The 22,336-nt window shown below is 70.4% G+C and carries 20 protein-coding genes; 11 read left to right on the forward strand and 9 right to left on the reverse strand.

Annotated features, from left to right (window positions below):
* Window positions 1-41: 41 nt before the first annotated feature.
* A complete protein-coding gene (locus AC2YG9_RS20690) occupies window positions 42-836 on the reverse strand; it encodes a hypothetical protein (RefSeq protein ID WP_487299892.1) in 795 nt (264 codons plus the stop codon).
* 45 nt (window positions 837-881) lie between these two features.
* On the opposite strand from AC2YG9_RS20690, the gene AC2YG9_RS20695 reads away from it, so the two are divergent.
* On the forward strand, window positions 882-2,015 hold the full coding sequence (locus AC2YG9_RS20695) for a pyridoxal phosphate-dependent aminotransferase (RefSeq protein ID WP_487299893.1): 1,134 nt from the start codon (window positions 882-884) through the stop codon (window positions 2,013-2,015).
* Here the strand turns inward: AC2YG9_RS20695 and AC2YG9_RS20700 are convergent.
* A complete protein-coding gene (locus AC2YG9_RS20700; RefSeq protein ID WP_487299894.1) occupies window positions 2,008-2,199 on the reverse strand; it encodes a hypothetical protein in 192 nt (63 codons plus the stop codon). The genes AC2YG9_RS20695 and AC2YG9_RS20700 overlap by 8 nt on opposite strands.
* A gap of 197 nt (window positions 2,200-2,396) precedes the next feature.
* Between AC2YG9_RS20700 and AC2YG9_RS20705 the strand changes: the two genes are divergently transcribed.
* Window positions 2,397-2,669: a hypothetical protein gene (locus AC2YG9_RS20705; protein WP_487299895.1), complete on the forward strand. Its 273-nt coding sequence runs from the start codon at window positions 2,397-2,399 to the stop codon at window positions 2,667-2,669.
* Window positions 2,670-2,718: 49 nt separating this feature from the next.
* Here the strand turns inward: AC2YG9_RS20705 and AC2YG9_RS20710 are convergent, their stop codons facing one another.
* The 4 genes from AC2YG9_RS20710 to AC2YG9_RS20725 form a co-directional block, all read right to left on the reverse strand.
* Window positions 2,719-3,252 carry a hemerythrin domain-containing protein gene (locus AC2YG9_RS20710; protein ID WP_487299896.1) on the reverse strand — a complete coding sequence of 178 codons (534 nt, stop codon included), beginning with the start codon at window positions 3,250-3,252 and terminating at the stop codon, window positions 2,719-2,721.
* Between the two features lie 154 nt (window positions 3,253-3,406).
* The gene (locus tag AC2YG9_RS20715) at window positions 3,407-5,104 is read right to left on the reverse strand and encodes a class I adenylate-forming enzyme family protein (protein WP_487299897.1); all 1,698 of its coding nucleotides are present in this window, start codon (window positions 5,102-5,104) and stop codon (window positions 3,407-3,409) included.
* Window positions 5,105-5,176: 72 nt separating this feature from the next.
* On the reverse strand, window positions 5,177-6,967 hold the full coding sequence (locus AC2YG9_RS20720; RefSeq protein ID WP_487299898.1) for an alpha/beta fold hydrolase: 1,791 nt from the start codon (window positions 6,965-6,967) through the stop codon (window positions 5,177-5,179).
* Window positions 6,968-7,011: 44 nt separating this feature from the next.
* On the reverse strand, window positions 7,012-7,440 hold the full coding sequence (locus AC2YG9_RS20725; protein WP_487299899.1) for a PaaI family thioesterase: 429 nt from the start codon (window positions 7,438-7,440) through the stop codon (window positions 7,012-7,014).
* Between the two features lie 119 nt (window positions 7,441-7,559).
* Between AC2YG9_RS20725 and AC2YG9_RS20730 the strand changes: the two genes are divergently transcribed.
* Window positions 7,560-7,742: a DUF3606 domain-containing protein gene (locus tag AC2YG9_RS20730; protein WP_110118570.1), complete on the forward strand. Its 183-nt coding sequence runs from the start codon at window positions 7,560-7,562 to the stop codon at window positions 7,740-7,742.
* Window positions 7,743-7,752: 10 nt separating this feature from the next.
* Here the strand turns inward: AC2YG9_RS20730 and AC2YG9_RS20735 are convergent, their stop codons facing one another.
* From AC2YG9_RS20735 to AC2YG9_RS20745, 3 genes are all read right to left on the reverse strand, one after another.
* The gene (locus AC2YG9_RS20735; RefSeq protein ID WP_487299900.1) at window positions 7,753-8,148 is read right to left on the reverse strand and encodes a hypothetical protein; all 396 of its coding nucleotides are present in this window, start codon (window positions 8,146-8,148) and stop codon (window positions 7,753-7,755) included.
* A 64-nt stretch (window positions 8,149-8,212) separates the two neighbouring features.
* On the reverse strand, window positions 8,213-9,412 hold the full coding sequence (locus AC2YG9_RS20740; RefSeq protein ID WP_487299901.1) for a FecR domain-containing protein: 1,200 nt from the start codon (window positions 9,410-9,412) through the stop codon (window positions 8,213-8,215).
* Between the two features lie 83 nt (window positions 9,413-9,495).
* Entirely contained in the window at window positions 9,496-11,592 is a 2,097-nt protein-coding gene (locus AC2YG9_RS20745; protein ID WP_487299902.1) for a response regulator, read from the reverse strand.
* A gap of 179 nt (window positions 11,593-11,771) precedes the next feature.
* Between AC2YG9_RS20745 and AC2YG9_RS20750 the strand changes: the two genes are divergently transcribed.
* The 8 genes from AC2YG9_RS20750 to AC2YG9_RS20785 all read left to right on the forward strand — a co-directional run bounded on the left by AC2YG9_RS20750 (window position 11,772) and on the right by AC2YG9_RS20785 (window position 22,283).
* Entirely contained in the window at window positions 11,772-12,350 is a 579-nt protein-coding gene (locus tag AC2YG9_RS20750) for an ANTAR domain-containing response regulator (RefSeq protein ID WP_487299903.1), read from the forward strand.
* Window positions 12,347-13,306 (forward strand): CmpA/NrtA family ABC transporter substrate-binding protein, encoded by a 960-nt coding sequence (locus AC2YG9_RS20755; protein WP_487299904.1) that lies wholly within the window; start codon window positions 12,347-12,349, stop codon window positions 13,304-13,306. The genes AC2YG9_RS20750 and AC2YG9_RS20755 overlap by 4 nt, the downstream gene beginning before the upstream one ends.
* Before the next feature lie 242 nt (window positions 13,307-13,548).
* A complete protein-coding gene (locus AC2YG9_RS20760) occupies window positions 13,549-14,772 on the forward strand; it encodes a nitrate/nitrite transporter (RefSeq protein ID WP_487299905.1) in 1,224 nt (407 codons plus the stop codon).
* 25 nt (window positions 14,773-14,797) lie between these two features.
* On the forward strand, window positions 14,798-17,254 hold the full coding sequence (gene nirB / locus AC2YG9_RS20765; RefSeq protein WP_487299906.1) for a nitrite reductase large subunit NirB: 2,457 nt from the start codon (window positions 14,798-14,800) through the stop codon (window positions 17,252-17,254).
* On the forward strand, window positions 17,251-17,610 hold the full coding sequence (locus AC2YG9_RS20770) for a nitrite reductase (NAD(P)H) small subunit (RefSeq protein ID WP_487299907.1): 360 nt from the start codon (window positions 17,251-17,253) through the stop codon (window positions 17,608-17,610). The genes nirB and AC2YG9_RS20770 overlap by 4 nt, the downstream gene beginning before the upstream one ends.
* Entirely contained in the window at window positions 17,603-20,278 is a 2,676-nt protein-coding gene (locus AC2YG9_RS20775; protein ID WP_487299908.1) for a nitrate reductase, read from the forward strand. The genes AC2YG9_RS20770 and AC2YG9_RS20775 overlap by 8 nt, the downstream gene beginning before the upstream one ends.
* Window positions 20,268-21,074 (forward strand): uroporphyrinogen-III C-methyltransferase, encoded by an 807-nt coding sequence (gene cobA, locus AC2YG9_RS20780; RefSeq protein WP_487299909.1) that lies wholly within the window; start codon window positions 20,268-20,270, stop codon window positions 21,072-21,074. The genes AC2YG9_RS20775 and cobA overlap by 11 nt, the downstream gene beginning before the upstream one ends.
* Before the next feature lie 27 nt (window positions 21,075-21,101).
* Window positions 21,102-22,283: an outer membrane beta-barrel protein gene (locus AC2YG9_RS20785; RefSeq protein WP_487299910.1), complete on the forward strand. Its 1,182-nt coding sequence runs from the start codon at window positions 21,102-21,104 to the stop codon at window positions 22,281-22,283.
* Window positions 22,284-22,336 lie beyond the last annotated feature (53 nt).

Consider the following 22,336-nt stretch of genomic DNA (forward strand, 5'->3'; position numbering starts at 1 on the left):
TTCTTGCCCGGCGCTTGAACCGGGCATGAACCGACGGACGTTCAGCCGCGTTCGCGGACCTGCCGGGGCTCGTAGATCGCCCAGTGTCGGCCCGACATCGCCAGCCGCTCGCGCGAGCTGACGGCGAAGTCGAGGGTGACGATCCGGTGGCCGTTCTTCTCGAGGTTCTCGACCACCACGCCACGGGTCTCCATCAGTTCGCCGTCGCGGATCAGGCCGTGCAGCCGCACGTCGCTCTCCAGATGGATCCAGGGGCCGAGCCGGACCGACTGGGCCAGCACATAGTTTGCCCGGCGCAGCATGTAGGCGGGATTAGCGATGTCGCCGCCGTCGAACAGGTCCGGGTCTTCGCGGGTGTTCTGCAGATGGGAGAGGCCGACGTCGGCGAAGTAGATCTCCTTCAGAGTGCCCAACACATGGCCGACCGGCAGGCTGTCCGGCGAGGCCGGCGGACGGTCTTCAGGGCGGGGAAGCGGGGCTTCATCCAGCAGGGGCGGGATGGTCCGGTCATCCGTGCGCCAGGCGGTCCCGGCCGCGCAGTCGACGCCCCGGGCGGCGATGTTGAGCGCCAGCGATCCGTCGGCCTGCTCGGCGGCGGTCAGCACCGCCTCGTCGCCGTCATAGACCGGCTTGCCGAACCGGGCCGTCATCCGGCCTTCGCTCAGCCAGTCCCGTCCCCAGAGCGCGACCGGCGCATGGGCCAGGTAGGCGAACACATCCACGCCCGGCACCAGCCCGCCGGTGAAACCGAACCGACTGGCCACGTCGTCGGCGTGGATCTTGTTCTCGCTGGCGGTGGCGGTGTTGAAGGCGGTGATGGTGCGGGTCAGGCTCATTCGCCGAGCCTAGCCGAGGGCGGCGAAACTCGCTAACGGCGAAGCATGGCTACCCCCGACCCGTTCCGCGCCATCGAGATCAGCCGTCTGGCCCACCGCCTCAAGGCCGAGGGGACGCGCGTCATCCACATGGAGTTCGGACAGCCCTCGACCGGAGCGCCGACCAGCGCCATCGCCGCCGCCCACCAGGTGCTCGACGCCGAGGCCATGGGCTATTGGGAGAGCGCCCCGCTCTGCGCCGCCCTGGCCGAGCGCTACCGGACCCTGCACGGCGTCGACATCGAGCCTGGCCGCATCATCCTGACCTGCGGCGCCTCGCCGGCCCTGGTGCTGGCCCTCAGCAGCGCCTTCCAGCCCGGCGACCGCATCGCCATGGCCCGGCCCGGCTACGTCGCCTATCGCGGCACGGTCACCGCCCTGAACATGGTCCCGGTCGAACTCGCCTGTGGTCCGGCCAGCCGCTACCAGCTGACCGCCGCCATGATCGAGGCCATGGACCCGGCCCCTGCCGGCCTGATCATCGCCAGCCCGGCCAATCCAACGGGCACCATCATCGGGCCGGAAGACCTGGCCGCCATCGCTGCGGTCTGCAGGGCGCGGGGCATCCGCATCGTCTCGGACGAAATCTATCACGGCCTTTCCTACGTCGGCCCGACCCATTCGATGCTCGAGTTCGATCCGAACGCCCTGATCATCAACAGCTTCTCGAAATACTTCAGCATGGCCGGCTGGCGGCTGGGCTGGCTGGTCGCGCCCGCCGACCTGAAGGAGGCCGCCCGGGCCTATGTCGGCAACCTGTTCCTGACCGCGCCGTCGCTCAGCCAGCACGCGGGCCTCGCGGCCATGGACGACATTGCCGAACTGGAGGGCCACGTCGCCACCTACGCCCGCAACCGCGAGCTTCTGCTCGACGCCCTGCCGCGCCTGGGCCTTACCGCCATCGCCCCGCCGGACGGCGCCTTCTACATCTGGGCCGACATCGGCCACCTGACGGGCGACAGCATCGGCTTCTGCAAACGGCTGCTGACTGAAACGGGCGTCGCCACCGCCCCGGGCGTCGATTTCGACCCGGTCGATGGCCACCGCTTCATGCGCTTCAGCTTCGCCGTCTCGACGCCCGAGATCGAGGATGCGATCGGCCGCCTCGTCCCCTGGTTCGCGGCTCAGCACGTCAGTTGAGGACGGCGGCGCCCGGGCCTTCCCGCTCGAGGCGCTGGATGTCGGCGATGATCGCGTCCCAGTCGGCCAGACCCTGAACGTCCCCCAGCGCCGCATACTCCGCCGCCCGCAGCAGCGCGATCGTCTCGGCGTCACCGCCGTACTGGGCGATCAGGGCGAGGGCGGTGCTTCGGGTGGCTGACATGCTTGGAAATCTGGCCCGGACAACCGATCGGTCAAGGCTCCGCTGACGGGCCGCATTTCCGCGCCAGGCGCTGGGACTCATCGGACATCTCCATCGACTCAGGGCCCCGTCTACCTCGCCGATGTAGCGTCGCGCCGCGTTGATCAGGATCAAGGCGTGCGGTGGGGAGCGGAACATGATCGCGTCAGGAGGCGCGCATGTTCGACATCAGGGCCCTGGGCCTCGGATTGCTTCGCTATTTCGTGCTGTTGATGGCGATCGGGCCGATCGTCGGGGTCATCCTGGTCTGGACCTGGATGGCGGTACACGGGCTGAGCCCTGACCGTGCCGAGATCTTTGAGCGGGGAAACCTGATCATCGGCTTGCTGATGGTGATCGCCGGTGTCGGCATAGCGCTGGAACTGGTGCTAACGCCAATCCTGCGGGCGGACCTTGGGCGGCGCCACTGGGCCCGCCGCGAGGATCGCTAGCGGCGGAGGAGGGCCAAGCCCTCGCCCCGCCATCGCTGGCCCGTCGGGCCTAGGTCGGCGCCTGATCGTTCTGGACGATGGTGGTCTTGGCTTCGCCCAGGCCGCCGGCCTTGGCCTGTGCCATCAGCTCTTCCTTGCGGGCGAACATCTGGCGGCCCAGTTCGTCCATGTCGAGCCCGGCCTTGCGGGCCTGGCTGAACATGCCCTTGCTCGGCGCTTCTTCTTCCTTGACGTGGTGCTCGATCTCCTCGGACAGCACCTTGACCTTGGCGTCGTAGAAGGCCTCCTCGGGGCTGCCGGCCTCGATGTCGTTGATCAGGATCTTGGCCCCGTCATGCTCGACGAAGGCTTCCTTCAACAGGTCATCGTCGATCTTGCCCTCGCAAGCGGGGTAGAAGATCGTTTCCTCGATGATCGTGTGGATCTTCAGCTCCAGGCAGATCTGCTCGGCGATCTTCTGCTTCGCCGCGACGCCCTTGGCGCCCTCGTACTTCTCGAACAGCTCCTCGACCTTGCGGTGATCGGCCTTGAGCAGGGCGATGGCGTCAGGGGCGTCGTCGGCGGTGAAGGTCTTCTTTTCCATCGGTCTCTTCCGGGTTGAGGGTTCGCCCGCTCAACGGCGGCGGCCGGAACGAAGTTCCCGGCGGAGAACAAACTGAGAGTCGTTCGCGCCTGCTCGGTCGGCGGGCCGACTAAGCCTTTGCTTTTGCGGACTTTGCCCGGCCGGACCTGTTGAGCTATGCGGCTTCCTCGACCTTCAGCGAGGCCTTGAGGTCCTTCTTGAGGAACTTGCCGCTGGCGTTGCGCGGGATGTTCTCGCTGAGGAACCAGATGTAGCGGGGGGCCTTGTGCTTGGCGATCAGAGCGGCGACGTGGCCGCGCAGCTCGTCGGCGCTGGCGGCATGGCCGTCGCGCAGCAGAATGGCCGCCGCCACCTCCTCGCCCAGCCGGTCATCGGGGACGCCGAACACCACCGCCTCGGCCACCGCCGGGTGGCGGTAGACGGCGGCCTCGACCTCGGCGCAGTAGACGTTCTCGCCGCCGCGCAGGACCATGTCCTTCTTGCGGTCGACCAGGAAGATGAAGCCTTCCTCGTCGATGCGGGCGACATCGCCGGTGTGCAGCCAGCCGTCGGTGATGCTCTCGGCGGTGGCTTCCGGGCGGTTGATGTAGCCCTTGATGACGCTGCTGCCGCGCACCCACAGTTCGCCGACCTCGCCGGTGGGCAAGGCGTTGCCGTTATCGTCGACCACCTTGGCCTCGAAGTTGGGCAGGGCGCGGCCGCAAGAGGCCGGCTTGTCGACGAAGAAGTCGCCGCTCAGCGAGGTGATCACCCCGCAGGTCTCGGTCATGCCATAGCCGGTGTTGGGTCGGGCCGTCGGCACGGTCTTGTCGATCTTGTCGACCAGGTCCGGCTGGATCTGGGCTCCGCCGCCGCCGACGCTGAGCAGGGACGAGGTGTCGTACTTGGCGAAGTCGGGATGGGTGACCAGTTCGCGGGCCATGACCGGCACGCCGCTGACCGAGCTGATCTTCTCGGCCTGGATCAGCTCCAGGGCCAGGGTGGCGTCCCAGCGGTACATCAGCACCATCTTGCCGCCCATGGCGGTGGCCGCGTAGGCCCCGCAGTTGTTGGCGGTGACGTGGAACAGCGGGGTGGTGACCAGCACGGCCGGGGGCGGCGGCGGGTTGTCGGGGTCGGGGACGACGCCGGTGGTCATGGCCAGCACCATGGCCCCCGCCTGGCCCGAGAACAGCATGTTCATCAGGTTGCTGACGCAGCCCCGGTGGGTCAGCTGGGCGCCCTTGGGAAAGCCCGTGGTGCCGGAGGTGTAGAAGATGCAGGCGTCGGAATCGGGATCGACGGCGACGTCCGGCATGGCGCCGCCATGGCCGATGACCGCGCTCCAGGGCGTGCCGCCGTCAGGCGTGTCGGTGCGCACGGCCACGACATGGGCGCCGGCCAGCATGTCGGGCTGCTCGGCGATGCGGGCCAGACGCTCGGCGTCGGCGAACAGCACCTTGGGCCGCGCGTCGCTGAGGCCGAACGCCATCTCCGGAGCCGTCCACCAGGCGTTCATCCCGACCACGGCGACGCCGATGCTGCAGGCGGCCCAGTAGATCAGCATCCATTCGGGATAGTTGCGCATGGCGATGGCGATGCGGTCGCCGGGCGCCACGCCCTGGGCCATCAGCCAGCCGGCGATGGAGGCGGTCAGCTGGTGGGCCTGGCCGTAGGTGATGCGTTCGTCCTGGTAGATCAGGTAGTCGCGCTCGGCGAACTGCAGGGTCGCAAGCCAGACCTCGCGCACGCTGGGCGGCGCATTCTTGAAGCCGCGAATCCAGTGGCCGTTCACGTCCATCTCGACGATCTCGAAGGCCCCGCCGGGACCGGTGAGTTCGGCCCAGGCGTGATTCAGCTCGGCGTAGTGCATCTTGGGTGTCCGTTTCCTGGGTGCGACGGCTCTTGGCGGCCGTTGGTTATCAGCGATCAGGATAGACGAGGCTCACCGTACCGCGCCAGTCCCCTTGGGCGCCTGGTCGAGGGCTTTCGCCGCGGCCTCGGGATGGGAGAAGACCAGCAGCCGGCCGGCGTCCGGCAGCCGCACGAAGCGGGCCCCCGGCAGGAGCGCGGCCCAGGCCGCATCCGCCTCGTCCAGGTCGTAGAGCCGGTCCTGCGCCCCGGTCATCACCGTCCAGTCCCGGGCGTCCTCCAGCGGCGAGGGCGGCGGGCTTCTGGCCTGCAGCGCCTGTTCGGCGATGAACCCCTCGACCCGTCCGGCGCAGAAGGTCCGCAAGCCCCGCCAGTAGTCGGCGAAGTTGCGGGCGTCCTCGATGGCGGCGATGTCCGCGGCGGAGCCTTTCAGGGCGTCGATGAGGTGGCGGCGGATGTCGCTGATCGGAAACAATCGGCCGCTCATCCGGGCCAGGTCGCGGATCAGGTGCGGCCGCCGCCGGCTGAGCGACTGGACGAAGTAGTAGAAGGTCGCCCGGGGCCGCGCGTCGGCGTTGACCGGCGGCACGGAGGTCATCACCACCCGCCCGACCAGCTCGGGCCTTTGCCGCGCCAGCCGCTTCACGAAGCGGATGCCGCCGCGCACGACCAGGTCGGCGCGCTCCATCTTCAGCCGCTGCATGACCAGCGCCAGGTCGTCGATGGCCTGGTCGGCGGCGTCGATGTCTCCGGGTGGATCGGTCAGGCCAAAGCCCGGCCGGTCGATGGCGAAGGGCCGCCGCCCCGCCGCCTGCAGCGCCTCGACCAGCCGGGTCGGCGCATGGCGCGAGGAGAAGTTGGTGTGGACGATCAGCACCGGGCGGGCGCCCTTGGGGCCATAGTCGCTGTAGGCGATCATGCCGCCGTCCGGGCGGACGGCGAAGGCGGTCGGCTCCAGCGTTTCGGGCGAACCGACGATGTCGCCGTGGGTGGCCTTGACCAGGGTCGACAGGCTCATGGCGTCGGCCACGCGGCGGCTCAGGGCGCCCGCGTTGGCCACCCCCGCGGAGAGGAAGACGTTGGCCAGCTCCTTCTTGGCCAACGCTTCGGACATGCCCAGCGACCGCGCCGCCTCGGCCCGGCCGGACCCTTGCGCCACCGCCATGGCCAGGGCCGCCTGGCGGGCGTTGAGGCCCCAGAGGTCCTGCAGCAGATCCTCGGCCTCATGGTCAGTCGGCAGAACCCCGAAGGTGTGGTGGATGATGCGTGTGATCAGGGCGGTGAGTTTGCGCACCCCCATGCGCGTCATGGCGTCGGCGGCCAGGGTGCGGGCCGTGGCGTAGGTGATCCCCACGCTGACCGCGGCGGCCCGCAGGTCGCCCTCGCGGACGACGGCCGCCAGCAGCCTGGCCTGCGCCGCCGTCGCGCCATAGGCGGCGCAGGTTTCCTCCAGCGCCCCCTCGGCCCGCCAGCTGCCGGCGGTCAGCAGCACGCCCCGGGCGCCGGGGCCGACGAGGGCCGCGCGGGCGGCGGGCGACAGCCGCCAGGAGCCGGTCGCCGCCACCGGGCCGAAGGCGACCGGCATGGCCTGGCCCGACGGATGGCTCCAGTCGAAGACCACGGGCCGGCCGTCCCTGCCCGGCGGCAGGCCAGCGAGGATGTCGCTCAGGTCGACATCGGGCTCGGCAAACAGGCCGTCGGCGTAGAGGGCCTGGCCCCTCGCGCCGAGCACGGCGGCGGACAGCCGGTCGGCTCGGACCAGTGGTGCGAACCGGCCGAAATCGAGCTCGCCCTCGCCGGCGTCCGGCGAGTTGTCGCCGGCCAGCAGGACCGCGCCTTCACGAAGGGCCTGGGAATCCTTCATCGCCGCTCAAACTGACCCGGTTCTGGGGCCATGGGAACGGTCCGCTATCCGCCGGTTGTGGCGGCCCGGGCGGCGCCCTCGACCCGGGTGCGGTCCATGATCCGCAAGGTGGAGGTGGCCTTGGCCAGAACCTTGCCGGCCGGGTCCGTCAGCCGGCCTTCCATAAAGACGGTCGATTTGCCGCCGCCCTCGATCCAGGCCTCGGCGAACACCCGGCCCGGGCGGGTCGAGGCGAAGAAGCTGACCTTCAGTTCCAGGCTCATCGGCACGATCTGCTCGCCATGCTTTGCGATCAGGGCGTGGGCCATGGCCGCGTCGATCCAGCCCGTGACGAAGCCGCCCTGCACGACCCCGCCCGAGTGGCACATATGCATGCCGGCCTCGTACTCGAGAATGGCCCGGCCCTCGGGGTTCATCTCGACGCGGCGCACCAGGCCGAAGGTGGTGTTGAGGTCGTGGACGGCGTCGGTCATGGGGGCCCCGGTAGAATCCTGTCGTTCAGCTTAGCCCGCTGACCCAAGGTCGGCGCAACAGGGCGATTGATCGGCGCGGCGGATCGGCCGATCCTTCTGACTCACGCGGAGAGACAGACATGGCCGGCCTCAAGGACAAGCGAGGCTTCATCGACAAGGAGCGCCTCGACCTCTCAGAGCGTCAGGCGGTCGAATACTGGATGAAGCGCTGGGGCGTGACCCGGGACCAGCTGACGGCGGCGCACCGGAAGGTCGGCAAGATGACCAAGGATATCGCCGCCGAGCTCGGGAAAAAGCGTTAGCCGCCCTCCTCTAGGTCGGGGGCGGCGCGGGCATCTGCATGTAGCCGCGCTCGACCATCCGCCGCATGGCCTCATAGGCCTCGGTCAGTTCCTCGAAGGTGGTGCGTAGATGGGTCAGCTGGGCCAGGTCGGCGGTGCTGAGCTTGCCGCCGCTGGCCGAGGCGGCCAGGGCTTGGGCGACCCAGACGGCGCGGGCCTGGGCGGCGGCGATAGCCAGCCGCTGAAACTTGCGGATGTCGCCCTGGCCGAGGGCCTGGCCGATCAGCTCCTTGTTGGCGGCGTAGGCGGCATAGTCGATCTGGTCCAGAAGGCCGCGGGTGCGGCGCTGGGCGTGGGGATCGCTGTCGCTGTCGGGCTCGAAATGGTCGTAGCTGCGGCGAAAACTGCCGGTGCGGGTAACGGACATGGCGGCGGCCTCCTGGCTCGTCCCGATTGAGGGGAGGCTAGGGCCGTTCGCGTTAACGGGTTGTTTAGCTGAGGGGCTTCTGCGGCGCGGGCGGCGGCTGGTCCTTGGCGGGGGTCGGGGCGACGCGGGTCGCCGGCGGCTGGGATTGCAGCTGGGTGGACGGGGCGGGCTCGCGGGCCGGGGCCTTGGGCTGGGTCGTGGGCGCCCGCTCACGTGTCGGCGTGCCGCTGGGGAGGGGAATCGTCAGATTGGGCGCCCCGGGGCCGCTGTCGCGGGGGCGCAGGGGCGCGCCGTAGGTGCGAGGCGGCGGCGGAGAGCGGGTGCTGGGAGGCACGGCGCTGCCGTCGCCGCGGGTCAGGGTCGGGCGGCCGCCGCCGGAGCCGCCGACCGCCTCGTTGTCATGGGAGTAGTTGTCGTCCGAGACGCCGCCGGCCGGATCGCGGCGGGTCGGTGGCGGCCTGCGCGGCGGCGGGGTTTTGCCGCCACCGTCGGCGACAGGCGGCGTGGTGGGCGGCGTGTCGGCCGCGGGCGTCGCCGGAGGGCGCGTGCCCACGCCGCGCGGGGCCAACAGAGCATCGAGGCGCGCGGACGCCGGGCCTGGCATCTTGAACACCGTCGAGCGGCGGGTTCCGCCCAGGGCGATGGCGTCGCCCGGTTCGTCGAGGGTGATGACTTCGTCGCCGAAGCGGATTTCGATGATCCCCTCGCGCAGCACGATGACGGTGGCCGTCTCAGGGTCCAGCGACAGGATGGCGAGCCAGGGGCCTGCGCCGATGACGTTGAGAGCGTCGGGACCCACCACCCCTTCGAGGATGGTGCCGCGAATGCCGATGGCGGCCAGCGGGGTGTTGAAGCGTACATTGTCCGGCTTGGCGCCCTGGCCGCCGGAGGCGAAGCGGAAGGCGCCCTTGGCGACCGAGACGGCGGCTCCGGGGGCGCTGGCGTCGGTGTCGATGACGAACTTGTCGATGCTGATGCGGGCGTTGGGCCCGACGGTCAGGGCAGAGTTGTCCTTCAGCCGGACCAGCAGGCGGCTGTCGACGGCGGTCAGGATGTCGTCGGCATAACGCACCGGGCCCTGCAGGACCGCGCCGCGGAAGGCGGGCTCGGCGACGCTCTTCTGCTGGACGTCGTTGTCGATTTCGGCATTGAGGCCGACGGTCTCGGTGGCGGCGGCCGGGGCGGCGGGCTTGGCAGGTTTCTGCTCACAGCCGGCCAAGGCCAGCAGGGCGATGGCGGCGAGTATCGGACGCAGGGACTTCATCGGCCGTCTCCTCAGTCGACAAGGTTACGCTGAACGCCGGTTGTCCAGATCACCTTCCGCCCAAGGCGCGGGCTTGTCGAGGGTCAGGCGGCCGCCGCGTCCGGGAAGGCCTCGCGGCCCTGGAGGGCGGCGCTCAGGGCATTGAGCAGCCGCTCCTGGCTGATCGGCTTGGGCACATGGCCGTTCATGCCGGCGGCGCGGCAGCGTTCGACGTCTTCGCGCATGACGTCGGCGGTGACGGCCAGGATCGGCGTCCGGGCTACCGGACCGCCCAGCGCCCGGATCATCCGGGTGGCGGCCAAACCGTCGACGCCGGGCATCCGCAGGTCCATCAGGATCAGGTCGAAGCCGCCGACCTTGGCCGCCTCGACGGCGGCGGCGCCGTCCTCGGCCTCGGAGACTTCACAGCCGAAGGCGTCGAGGAACAGGCGGGCGACCTCGCGGTTCATCGGATGGTCGTCGACCACCAGGATGCGCGGGGCCCGTTCGCCGAGGTCTTCCTCTTCGGCCGCCTCAAGGCGGGGCAGGGTGAGGGCGAACCAGAAGCGGGAGCCGCCGGTCTCGCCGGCCCGGTAGCCGATTTCGCCGCCCATCAACTCGACGATCGAGCTGCAGATGGAGAGGCCAAGGCCCGCCCCGGCATGGCGGCGCGACAGCGAGGCGTCGTGCTGGGCGAAGGGTTTGAACAGGTCGCCGCGCTGGGCCGGCGCCACGCCGGGGCCCGTGTCGGCGACGGTGACGACCAGGAAATCGGCGTCTTCGAGGGCGGTGCGCTCGACGGTGACGGTGACCTCGCCGGCGTCGGTGAACTTCACGGCGTTGTCGACCAGATGGCTCAGCACCTGCTGCACGCGGCGCAGGTCGACCTGGTGACGGGCGTGACCGAGCGCCTCGCAGTCGAGGCTCAGGGTGAGGGACTTGGCGGCGGCCTTGGGGCCGGCGGCCTCAACGGTGCGGACCAGGGCGGGCGCCAGATCGGCCGGAGCGGGCTGGATCTCCAGCTGGCCGGTCTCGATGCGGCTGAAGTCGAGAATGTCCTCGATGATGGTCATCAGCTCCTGGGTCGAGCGGCCGATCATCTCGACCTGCCGGCGGGCCTCGGGGGCCAGGTCGTCGCGTTTGGCCAGCGCTTCACCGAAGCCGAGGATACCGTTCAGCGGCGTGCGGATCTCATGGCCGACGACGGCCAGGAAGCGCTCGCGGGTGGCGGTCACCTGGTCGACCCGGGCCCGGGCGGCGGCGGTGGCGGAGGCCTTGCGGCGCAGGCGTTGCTCGGTGCGCATGCGCTCGGCCAGGGCGCTGGTGGCCAGGGAGGCGGTCAGCAACAGGGCGATCAGGAAGACCTGCAGCAGGCCCAGCTCGATGAACGGCGGCTTGCCGTCGAACACGGCGATGGGCCCGTTGTTGGCCAGGGTCTGGATCGTGGCGGCGGTGGCGGAAAGATAGACGGCCGGGAAGGCCCAGGCGGCGCCCAGCCGGAAGGCGGCGAACAGCAGGGCCGGGAAGATCAGCAGGAAGATCGGCGCCGCGGAGATGTAGAACAGACCCCAGGTTCCCAGACCCAGCAGGGCCAGCAGAGCGACTCGCTCGGCCAGTCTGGCGGGGCCGGCGTACAGAGGGTTGATGCCGCGCATCATCATCAGGGTGGCCGGCAGAGCCAGCACCATGCCGGTTGCGTCGCAGGCCGCCCAACGGCGCCAGACGACACCGTAGTTGGCCAGGGTCTCGGCCGTGCTCGCGCCGCCGATCAGGCCTTCGACGACGCCCGTGATCCCGACCAGAATGAGGAAGGGCACGAAGCGGCGCAGTCGTCCGAGGTCCAGCGCCGCGCCGCAGAAGGTGCGGGTCAGCAGGACGACGGTCAGGGTGTAGCCGAGGTTCAGGGCTGTGAAGGACAGGTTCAGCGCCAGGGGCAGGCCGCCGATGACGTTGAGCCCCAGATTGATGGCGATACAGGCGGCGGCGAACGGGATCGCGACTTTCGGTCGCAGCAACAGCAATCCGGCCGCCAGAACGCCATTGGCGGCCCAGAAGGCGGTCGAGTTTTCGACGCTGCGGAACCACAGGACGGCGCTCAGCACCGCCACGGCGTAGACGCCGAACAGGATGGCCGCATCGCGCCAGCCCCGCTGTGGCTGGGCCTGACGGAAGAATCGCCAGCGAATTCCGAACAGTTTCATGGCGTTGACCTGTTCCCCCCTGTGGGTAGGTGAGCACCAAACTGTTTGCCAACCGGTGAAAATTGAGAATCGGCCGGGCCACGGAGCGCCTGTGCAAACTTTGGGCGCCGGGGTCACAATGCCTGGATCGCGGGCGATTGGGCTTCGCGGCCGCAGGGGCGGCCCGCTAGGTCGGCGCCATGCGTGTCCTCCTGATCGATCCCGATCCCGCCCGGGCCGCCCTCGTCGCCGAGGGCCTGGCCGGCGTCGATCCGCTCGAGGTGCGCCAGTCACCGATCTTCGACGCCGCCGAGGCGCGCGGCTTCGAGGCGGACGTCATCGTGGTCGCCTGCGACAGCCCCGACCGGGACATCCTCGAGAGCCTCCGCGAGGCGTCGCTGTCCAATCCCCGCCCGGTGGTGATGTTCGCCGACCGCAGCGAGCCGGGCCTGGCGGAACAGACGGTGCGGGCCGGGGTCGCCGCCTATGTCGTCAACGGCCTGGCCCCGGACCGGGTGCGCCCGGTGCTGGAGGTGGCGATGAGCCGCTTCTCGCTGATGCAGCAGCTGCGAGGCGACCTGGCCCGCGCCAAGGCCGACCTGGAATCGCGCAAGATCGTCGACCGGGCCAAGGGCCTGTTGATGAAGGAGCGCGGCCTCGACGAGGCCGCCGCCTACGGCCTGCTGCGCAAGCTGGCGATGGACAAGGGCCGGCCCATCGGGGCGGTGGCGGCCGACCTGCTGGCCTTCGCCGGCATCCTCAAGGGGGATGGGGCATGACCGTTCTGACGCTCGGGTTCATTCCGCTGAGCGACTGCGCCCCGCTGTTGGTGGCCCGGGCCAAGGGCTTCTTCGCCGCCGAGGGGCTGGAGGTTACGCTGAGCCGTGAGGCCAGCTGGGCCACCGTGCGCGACAAGGTCGCCTTCGGGACCCTCGACGCCGCGCACATGCTGGCGCCCATGGTGGTGGCCGCCGCGCTTGGCCTGGCCGGAGAGCCCGTGCCGCTGATCGCCCCCATGGCCCTGAACCGCAACGGCGGCGGCATCACCCTGTCGAGCCGCCTGCTCGACCAGGTCGCCGCCTTCGGATCGCTGAAAGCGGCGCTGGCCGCCCGAACGCAGCCCGCGACCTTCGCCGTGGTCTTCCCATGGTCGATCCATGCCTATGCCCTGCGCGGCTGGCTGGAAGGGCAGGGGATCGTCCCGGACGTCGACGCCCGCATTGTCGTCACCCCGCCGCCGCGCACCGCCGAGGAGCTCGCTGCCGGCCGCATCGACGGCTTCAGCGCCGGGGCGCCCTGGAACACCGTCGCGGCCCGCCTGGGGGCCGGTCGCCTGTTGGCCACCACGGCCGGGCTGCACCCGGGTGCACCGGACAAGGTTCTGGGCCTGTCGCCGGGCCTCGTGGACCGCCGGCCGGATGCCCTGTCGGCATTGTTGCGCGCCCTGGTCGCCGCCGGCCGCTGGGCCGACGACCGCGCCAACCGGGCCGAACTGATCGCTCTGCTGGCCCGGCCCGAGGCCGTCGGGGCGCCGCCCGAGGCCATCGCCCATGCCCTCGACCACGAGCTGCTGTTCCAGGCCGATAACGCCGGGGTGCTGACCGACGCCGACGGGGCCTGGATCCTTTCGCAGATGCAGCGTTGGGGCCAGGCGCCCTCGGACCTCGATCCTGCCAGACTCGCCGCCGTCTTCCGCCCGGACCTGCTTCAGCAGGCCATGCGCCAACCGGCCTGACGCCACGACGGGCGCCCCAAAACCGGTCAGGGCCATGTTGCGGCGCCGCAAAACCGTGCGGATTGCCACCAATTGGGACCGCGCACGGAGGACGGGCTGGCCCTGACGCCCGCCCCGCCGTCTCCTCGGCCTCAGGCCAAGGGCAACGACGTCCGGCCTGCCAAGACGACGACCGCTCGGATGCGGTCACCAGCCCCGGCGACGCCGCCGTTCTCGCTCACGCGCATCCGAAAGCCGCTCACATGAACACTCGCTCCTTTCTGCGGTCAGGCCACACGCCGACCCTGTTCGCGTCGTTCCTGTATTTCGACCTCAGCTTCATGGTCTGGGTCCTGCTGGGCCCGCTCGGCGTCGCCATCGCCAGGGATCTCAACCTCGATCCGGCCCAGAAGGGCTTCATGGTCGCCGTGCCGGTGCTGTCTGGCGCCCTCTTGCGCCTCGTTGCCGGGGTGCTGGTCGACCGTGTCGGTCCCAAGACCACGGGCGTCATCGGCCAGCTCCTCGTTCTCGCCGGCCTGGCCTTGGCCTGGCTGCTTGGCGTGCACGATTACAATCAGGTGCTGATCCTCGGGGTTCTGCTCGGCGTCGCCGGCGCCTCCTTCGCCGTCGCCCTGCCGCTGGCCTCGCGCTGGTATCCGCCGGAGCACCAAGGCCTGGCGCTCGGCATCGCCGGGGCCGGCAATTCGGGCACCGCGCTGGCCGCCCTGTTCGCGCCTGGCCTCGCCAAGCTGTTCGGCTGGCAGAATGTCATCGGTCTCGCCGCCCTGCCGCTGGCCATCGCCTTCGTGGTGTTCGTTTTCCTGGCCAAGGACGCGCCCGAGCAACCGGCGCCGAAGAAGCTGTCGGCCTATCTCGACGTGCTCAAGGTTCCGGACGCCTGGTGGCTGATGCTGCTGTACGGGGTCACCTTCGGCGGCTTCGTCGGCCTCGCCTCGTCGCTGACCATCTATTTCAACAGCGAGTATGGCCTGGAGCCGGTGATGGCCGGCTTCTTCACCGCCGCCTGCGTCTTCGCCGGCTCGTTCATCCGGCCGGTCGGCGGCTACCTAGCCGACAGGCTCGGCGGGGTGCGGACCCTGAGCGTCGTCTACGTCCTGGCCGCCCTCGGTCTGGCCGGAGCCAGCTTCCACATGAGCAGCCATTGGGCGGCGCTGGCCGTGCTGCTGTTCACCATGGGCGCGCTCGGGGCCGGCAACGGGGCGGTGTTCCAGCTGGCGCCGCAGCGGTTCCGGGCCGAGATCGGGGTGATCACCGGCCTGGTCGGCATGACCGGCGGCATCGGCGGCTTCTACCTGGCCTCCAGCCTCGGCCTGGCCCGCAAGCTGACCGGGACCTACCAGACCGGCTTCCTGGCCTTCGCCGCCCTGGCCCTGCTGGCCCTCGTGGCCCTGCAAGGCCTCAAGCACCACTGGCGGGCGGTCTGGCCGACCCTGCAGGGCGGCGAACCCGTCCCCGTCCGTCTCTAGTCCCCACAGCGTCAGGATCAGCAGCATGTCCAGGGAAAGACTGGTCGTCATCGGCAACGGCATGGCCGGCTGCCGGGCGGTCGAGGAGATCCTCAAGCGCGACCCCGGTCGCTACGAGATCGCCATCTTCGGCGCCGAACCGAGGGTCAACTACAACCGCATCATGCTTTCGCCGGTGCTGGCCGGGGAGAAGGCCTTCGACGATATCGTCATCAATGACGAGGCCTGGTACCGCGACAACGGCATCACCCTGCATGCGGGGAGGGCCGTCACCGGCCTCGACCTGGCCCGCCGCAAGGTCGTGGCCGAGGGCGGGCTTGAACTGGCCTTCGACAAGCTGATCCTGGCCACGGGGTCCGACCCGGTGCGGCTGCCCCTGCCCGGCGTCGACCTGAAGGGCGTGGTCACCTTTCGCGACCTGGACGATGTCGAGGCCATGGTCGCCGCCTCCGCCAAGCGGGGGGCGAAGGCCGTGGTCATCGGCGGCGGCCTGCTCGGCCTCGAAGCCGCCTATGGCCTGGCCCGCCGGGGCATGCAGGCCACCGTCGTCCATCTGATGGACGTCTTGATGGAGCGCCAGCTCGACGAGTCGGCCGGCTTCCTGCTGCGCGAGGCCCTGGCCGAGCGCGGCGTCGAGACGGTGATGGGGGCGCAGTCGCAGGAGATCGTCGGCCGGGACGGCCAGGTCGCCGGACTGCAGCTGAAGGACGGACGGTTGCTCGACTGCGACCTGCTGGTCATGGCCGTCGGTATCCGCCCGAACGCGGCTTTGGCCCGCGACGCCGGCCTGGCGGTCGGGAGGGGTGTGGTGGTCGACGACGCCATGCGCACCAGCCATCCGGCGGTGTTCGCGGTCGGCGAATGCGCCGAGCACCGCGGCGAATGCTACGGCCTGGTCGCGCCGATCTGGGAGATGTGCCGGGCGCTCGGTCAGGCGATGACCGACGGAGAGGGCGCCTACGAAGGCTCGGTGCTGTCGACCCGGCTGAAGGTCTCCGGCGTCGACGTCTTTTCGGCCGGGCGCTTCGCCGGGGGCGAAGGCTGCGAGGACATCGTGTTCCGCGACGCCGCCCGGGGCGTCTACAAGCGGGTGGTCATCGAGGACGGAAAGGTCGCCGGCGCCGTGCTGTTCGGCGACGCCGCCGACGGCGGCTGGTACTTCGACCTGATGCGGTCGGGCCGCGATGTCGGCGACATCCGCGAGAGCCTGATCTTCGGCCAGGCCATCACCGAAGGGCTGGCCGGCCTGGACCCTAGCGCGGCCGTTGCGGCCATGGCCGATGAGCAGGAAATCTGCGGCTGCAACGGCGTCTGCAAGAGCCAGATCACGGGCGCGGTCACCGCGCAGGGCCTCACCACCCTCGACGACGTCAAGGCGGTGACCAAGGCCTCGGCCAGCTGCGGCAGCTGTACGCCGCTGGTCGAACAGCTGCTCAAGCTGACGCTTGGCGATGGCTTCCAGGCCCAGACGGGACCCAAGCCGGTCTGCAAATGCACCCACCGCGATCACGGCGAGACCCGCCGGCGCATCGTCGCCGAGGGGCTGAAATCCCTGCCGGCCGTGTTCCAGGCGCTGGAATGGACGACGCCGGATGGGTGCGCGTCCTGCCGGCCGGCGCTCAACTATTACCTGATCTGCGCCTGGCCCGGCGAATACCGCGACGACAAGCAGTCTCGCTTCATCAACGAACGGGTCCACGCCAACATCCAGAAGGACGGCACCTATTCGGTGGTGCCGCGCATGTGGGGCGGCATGACCACCCCCGATGAGCTGCGCGCCATCGCCGACGTCGCCGACAAGTTCGCTATTCCGGCGGTCAAGGTGACCGGCGGCCAGCGTATCGACCTGCTGGGCGTCAGGAAGGATGACCTGCCGGCGGTCTGGGCCGACCTCAATGCGGCGGGGATGGTCTCGGGCCACGCCTACGCCAAGGGGCTGCGCACGGTGAAGACCTGCGTCGGCAGCGACTGGTGCCGGTTCGGGACCCAGGACTCGACCGGCCTCGGCATCCGGCTGGAGAAGTTCCTCTGGGGGTCGTGGACGCCGGCCAAGGTCAAGCTGGCGGTCAGCGGCTGCCCGCGCAACTGCGCCGAAGCGACCTGCAAGGACTTCGGGGTCGTCTGTGTCGACAGCGGCTACGAGATCCACATCGGCGGCGCCGCCGGGCTTCACATCCAGGGCACGCAGGTGCTGACCCGCGTCGCCACCGAAGAAGAGACGGTGTGGACCATCGCCGCCGCCATGCAGCTGTACCGCGAGGACGGCTGGTACCTGGAGCGGGTCTACAAATGGATGGCCCGCGTCGGCCTTGAGAGCATCCAGGCGGTGGTGACCGACCCGGACCAGCGCCGCGCCCTCTACGACCGCTTCGTCGTCTCCCAGCGCACCGCCCGCATCGACCCCTGGGCCGAGCGGGTGGCCGGCCGCCACTCCGACGAATTCACCCCCCTGAGCCGCCGCATGGAGTTCGCCCCGGTATGAACGCGATTGCTCCTGCGCCCCAGCTGGTCTGGACCGAGGTCGGCGCCGTCACCGACGTGCCCCGCCGAGGCGCGCGGCGCTTGCCCAGCCCGCAAGGCGACATCGCCGTCTTTCGGACGGGTGATGGCGAGATCTTCGCCCTGATGGACGCCTGTCCACACAAGGGCGGGCCCCTGAGCCAGGGCATCGTCCACGGTCGTTCGGTCACCTGCCCGCTGCACAGCTGGGTCATCGATCTGGCGACCGGCGAGCCGACCGGGGCCGACAAGGGCAAGGACTGCACCCCGACCGTGCCGCTGGAGGTCCGCGAGGGCCGGCTGTGGGTCGGCCTCTATGGAACGCCCCGGGATGGCTGACGGCGGCGCGCCTTCTGCGGTGCGGACCACCTGCCCCTACTGCGGGGTGGGCTGCGGCGTGTCGGGGCTGGCCGAGGGGCGCAGCCTCTCGGTGGCCGGCGACAGCCTGCATCCGGCCAATGAAGGACGGCTCTGTTCCAAGGGCGCGGCGCTGGGCGCCACGGTCGGGCTCGAGGGCAGGCTGCTGCATCCGATGATCGGCGAGCGGCGGGTGGCCTGGAAGCAGGCGACGGCCCTGGTCGCCAAACGCTTCAGCGAAACCGTCGCCCGTCACGGGCCGGACTCGGTGGCCTTCTACGTGTCCGGCCAACTGCTGACCGAGGACTATTACGCCGCCAACAAGCTGATGAAGGGCTTCATCGGCTCGGGCAATATCGACACCAACTCGCGGCTCTGCATGGCCTCGGCCGTGGCCGCCCACAAGCAGGCCTTCGGGGCCGATCTGGTCCCCGGCTGCTACGAGGACCTGAACCTCGCCGACCTCGTCGTGTTCAGCGGCCACAACGCCGCCTGGACCCATCCGGTGCTCTACCGCCGCATGGAAGCAGCCCGCGTCCGGGGCCAGCGCCACGTCGTCATCGACCCGCGCCGCACCGACACCGCCGAGGGCGCCGACGTCCACCTGGCCATCGCCCCCCAGACCGACGTGCGGCTGTGGAACGGCCTGCTGGCCGACCTGATGCGGCGCGGCGCTGTCGATCGCGCCTACGTCGCCGCCCATGTGAACGGCTGGAACGAGGTCGTCTCCGCCCTGCTGGCCGACGACCAGTCAACGCTCGCCGTCGCCGCTGACTGCGGGGTCGAGCCGGCCGCCCTGACGGCCTTCTACGACCTCTTCGCCCGGCATGAGCGGACCGTCAGCCTGTTCTCCATGGGCGCCAACCAGTCAGCCCAGGGCGTGGCCAAGGGCCTGGCCATTCTCAACGCCCACCTGGCGACGGGCCGGATCGGCAAGCCCGGCGCCTGCCCCTTCTCGATCACAGGCCAGCCCAACGCCATGGGCGGGCGCGAGACCGGCGGCATGGCCAACACGCTTGCCGGCCACATGGACTTCGCCCCCTCCGACCGCGACCGCGTCGCCCGCTTCTGGGGCGCGCCGCAGACCGCCCGCGCGCCAGGGCTGAAAGCGGTGGAGATGTTCGAGGCCATCCATGACGGGCGCATCAAGGCGGTCTGGATCATGGCCACCAACCCGGCCGTCAGCCTGCCCAACTCGGCGCGGGTGCGCGAGGCGCTGGAGCGCTGCCCCTTCGTGGTCGCCTCCGATGTCATGGCCACGACCGACACCCTGGACCTGGCTCATGTCCGCCTGCCTGCCCTGGCCTGGGGCGAGAAGGACGGCACGGTGACCAATTCGGAACGCCGCATCTCCCGCCAGCGGCCCCTGATGGCCGCCCCCGGTGAGGCCCGCGCCGACTGGCGGATCATCGCGGATGTCGCCTGCGCCATGGGCCATGCCGACGGTTTCTCCTGGACCTCGCCGGCCGCCGTCTTCCGCGAATGGACGCGCCTGACCGCCTATGAGAACCAGGACCGGCTGCTCGACCTCTCGGGTCTGGTCGGTCTGGACCAGGCCGAATACGACGCCCTGGGCCCCGTGCAATGGCCGATTACCGCCGCCGGCCCAACGCCGCGCCTGTTCGCCGACGGCCGCTTCCAGACCCCCGACGGCCGGGCACGCCTTGTGCCCGTGCGGCCCGCTCCACCGGCTGATGCTGTCGACGGCGCCTTCCCCTTCTCGCTGAACACCGGCCGTATCCGCGACCAGTGGCACACCATGACCCGCACGGGCCTGGCCCCCGACCTCTGCCGTCACGCCCCCGAACCCTATGTCGAAGTCCACCCCGAGGACGCCGCCGAGGCCGGGGTGGCCGAGGGCGCTCTGGCCCGGGTGCGCACCGTGCGCGGCGAGGCCATCGCGGTGGCCCGTCTCACGGACCGCCAGCGGCGCGGCGGGTTGTTCATGCCGATGCACTGGACCGACGCCTTCGCCCCGTCGGGACGAACCAACGGCCTGATCGCGCCCAACCTCGACCCCGTCTCCGGCCAGCCGGAGTTCAAACACACCCCCGCCCAGCTGCGCCCCTATCGCGAGACCTGGCGCGGCTTCCTGCTGACCCTCGAGACCGGCGATGTCGCCTTTCCCAAGGACATTGTCTGGCGCCGCCTGCCGCAGACCGCCTGCCAGCAGTTCGAGTTCGCCGGGCGCGGCGATGAGGCTCAGCGCGAGGCCATCCGCAAGGCGGCTGGACGCGGCGCGCGCGGCGAACTGCTGACCTATGAGGACGCCCGCGCTGGCGCCTTGCGCCTGGCCTGGGTCGATAGCGGCCGCTTGAAGCGGGTGCTGTTCTTGACGGTCGCCGGCAAGCTGCCGACCCGCGAATGGCTGGTCGACCTCTTCGAAGAGCCGGAGCTGTCGCCCACCGCCCGCGCCGCCCTGCTGATCGGCCGCCCGCCGGGGCCGGTGGTCGACGCCGGCGCCATGATCTGCGCCTGCCTGAAGGTCGGCTCGCGGGCCATCGAGACCGCCATCGCCGCTGGCGCCCGCAGCGTCGAGGCGGTCGGCGCCGCCACCGGGGCCGGGACCAACTGCGGCTCCTGCCGCCCCGAACTGGCCCGCATGATCCAGGCGCTTTCGCCACCCGAGGAGACAGCCCATGCCGCATGAACCCGGTCGCGTTCTGCTGGTCGGGGCCGGCCCTGGCCCCGCCGACCTGATGACCGTCCGGGCCCAGCGCGCGGTACAGGGCGCGCAGGCGCTGCTCTATGACGCCCTGGTCAGCGACGAGGTGTTGGCTCTCGCGCCGATGTCCTGCTTCCGCATCCAGACCGGCAAGCGTTCGGGGCGGACCAGCATGGACCAGGCGACCATCAACCGCCTGATGCTGCGGCTGGCCCAGAGGGGCCTGACTGTGGTGCGCCTCAAGGGCGGCGACCCGTCGGTGTTCGGCCGGGTGGGGGAGGAGGTCGCCTTTCTGCGCCGCCACGGGATCGAGACCGAGGTCGTGCCCGGCGTCACCGCCGCCTGCGCCGCCGCCGCCCAGTTCGATATCCCGCTGACCCATCGGGGCCTGGCCCGCCGCGTGGTCTTCGCCACCGCCCGCACCGAGGGCGGGGCCCTGGCCGGCGCCGACTGGCGCGGCGTCGCCGACGGCGAGACCACCCTGGCCCTCTACATGGCCCGCGACAGCGCCGCCGCCCTGTCCCGCCGGCTGATCGACGAGGGCATGCGGGCGACCACGCCGGCCGCCGCCATCGAGAACGCCGGGGCGCCGAACGCCCGCATCCGCCGCGCCAGCCTGGAGAGCCTGGCCGCCGTGCTGGCGGCGGAGAGTTTCGAGGGGCCTGTCGTGTTGCTCATCGGAGACGTCACCAGCCTCGCGCAGACGGGGACGGTTGGGAGTGAAACGCCGGACGGGGAGGCCATTCCTTACGCGAAGAACTGGGGTCGGCAGGTCGGCTGACCATTTCGCACATCACTGGAGGGGATCATGAAGACCGTAACCCTGGCGACCGCCCTCGCGGCGGCTTGCCTCCTGCTGCCTGCCGCCAGCGTGGCGGCCGATAAACCCGGCCTCAGCGGCGCGCTGATCACGTCTGTCCAGGCCAACGACAACGTCCTGGCCACTGGCGCGAATGAGATCGACGACCTCGTCCTCAACCTGCGCGGTGGGGCGACCTGGTTCGCCAAGAGCAAGGCGGGGAGCTTCAAAGCCTTCGCGACCTTCGACCTCGACCGCTACGACGAGAACGGCGGCGAGGACGCCGACGATCACGAACTGGGCCTGGCCGGGACGCTGAAGGCCGGCAAGCTCGACCTGTTTGGCGGGGCCAGCCATGGCCTCACGACCATCGACCGCACCGCCCGCGTCGCCCGCCGCGACACCGACAGGCGCGTCCAGTTCACCACCGACAAGGCCAACCTCGGGGCCAGCCTGCCGCTCGGCGGCGACGTGGTCCTGCGCGGTCAGCTGACCTGGAGCGAGCTCGACTTCGACAACGTCCATCTGCGCTCGACCGGGGCCCTGCTGCTGCAGGACAACCGCGACCGCACCGTTGTCGGCCAGTCGCTGAAGCTCTCGTTCAAGGGCGGCGGCCTCGGCTGGTTCGCCCAGCTGCGCCACACCGACACCGACTACGACCTGGCCCCGCCGGTCATCGCCCTCAACCGCGACTCCGAGACCTGGATCGCCACCGCCGGCGCCGCCTTCTCCGGCAAGAGCTTCAACGGCGAAATCGAGATCGGCTGGATCGGCCAGAGTTTCGAGCAGCCGGGCTTCAGCGACGCCGAGACCCTGTTCCTCGATGCCCGGGCAAGCTGGACGCCGGTCAAGTCCACGCGCCTGGATCTCACCGCCTCGCGCGGCTTCAAGGAAACGCCGGTGGCCGGCTCGTCCCTCTATGTCGAGACCCTGGTCGGCGCGACCGTAACGCACACCATCAACGCGCGCTTCTCCGCCAGCCTGGGAGTCACGCGCGAATGGGATGACCACCGCGAGATCGACCGCCAGGACGAGGTGACCACCTGGACCGTCAGCGCCACCTACGCCGTCACGCCGAAGGTCTCCGCCGCCCTCGGCTACAGCCAGTCGACCGAGGACTCGGACGGGCTGCGGCGGACGGCCGGCTTCGAGGTCGGCCTCGCCAGTCTATCCCTGACTGCCCGGTTTTGAGCACCCTCGCCCTTGCCCGGGCCCCATGGTGGAGTAGCCTTGCCTGATCGGGA

It is taken from the genome of Caulobacter sp. SRI_014 (assembly GCF_057586315.1).